Source organism: Limisphaera sp. 4302-co (assembly GCF_049537155.1).
Classification (GTDB): Bacteria; Verrucomicrobiota; Verrucomicrobiia; order Limisphaerales; family Limisphaeraceae; genus Limisphaera.
Genome location: NZ_JBMVQZ010000037.1, coordinates 1 through 1,004 on the forward strand (window position 1 = coordinate 1; position 1,004 = coordinate 1,004).

Consider the following 1,004-nt stretch of genomic DNA (forward strand, 5'->3'; position numbering starts at 1 on the left):
TGGCCCAGCATCCACAAACCCACCAGCCGGTCAAACTCGGCCGGATCCACCCCGTCGATCACCCGAAAGAACGTACTGGCGCTGGGGGCCCGGCACCGGCCGGTCCTGCGGTTGCGCCGCGCCCCCAGGGCCCGCAACTGCGCCTGGCTGAGCTTGCGTGCCACCTCGGCAAAGCCCTCGTAGGTGCCGGCCCCCATCAACAGCCCTACGGCCGCACACCCCAGCACAAAGGCCTGGGGATGCTGCAGACCATGCCCCCGGCGCCGGTCCTTCAACTGCCGGAACAGCTCCCACAACGAACCCAGCTGCCCCACCCGCAGCAAACACGGCCCGCTGAGCCTCGGCTCATGCACGGCCAGGGCCGCAGGCAGACGCGGCTGCCGCAGCAGCTCCAACGCCCGGGGATGCAGCGGCCGCAGGTACAGCTGCTTGGGCCGGCCATGCTGCAGGTAATAGTCCCGGCTGCTGCGACGGTAGCCGGCCGTCAGCCCCACCGGCTCAAACCCGCAGGCCCGATAGCAACTGCCCCGATACCGGCTTTCGTCCACGAAGCTCTCGACCAACAGCACCGGATACCCCCAACGGGCCTGCCAGTCCCGGCTCAGCCGCCGCAGACACAGCCCCAGCACCCGCGAGGCCAGGTTGGGATGGCGACCCCGATCCGGCAGGACCAGGAAGCGGCTGTTGTTGACCACAAAATGCAGCCGCCGGACCCGTTGGCGCGCAGTCCAGCCGATCTTCCGATCCCGGGCTTTGACGTGCGGGGCCGCCCCGCTGAACGTGATCAGGGCCACCCACTGGCCATCGAGCTCGGCCACGTAGCGGAGGCTGCGTCCGCCCAGCCGGCCGTTGTGGAGGTAGTGATGTTGTTCGAGCAGTTGGTCGAAGCGGGCGCGTTCGCTTTCTTCGATCAACCGCACGCGCACCCGGCGCAGCCAGGCCTGTTCGGAGCTTGCGGAGGTTCGGTCCATGCCCCAGAGGTGCCAGAAGGGGCCCGGCAGGTC

General features: G+C 69.2%; 1 protein-coding gene. It reads right to left on the reverse strand.

Annotation, left to right across the window (positions count from 1 at the left end; translation table 11 throughout):
- Nucleotides 1-971: Druantia anti-phage system protein DruA (locus ACPDIX_RS15020; protein WP_423432617.1), on the reverse strand; the 971-nt coding region annotated here is incomplete at its 3' end.
- Nucleotides 972-1,004: the final 33 nt, after the last annotated feature.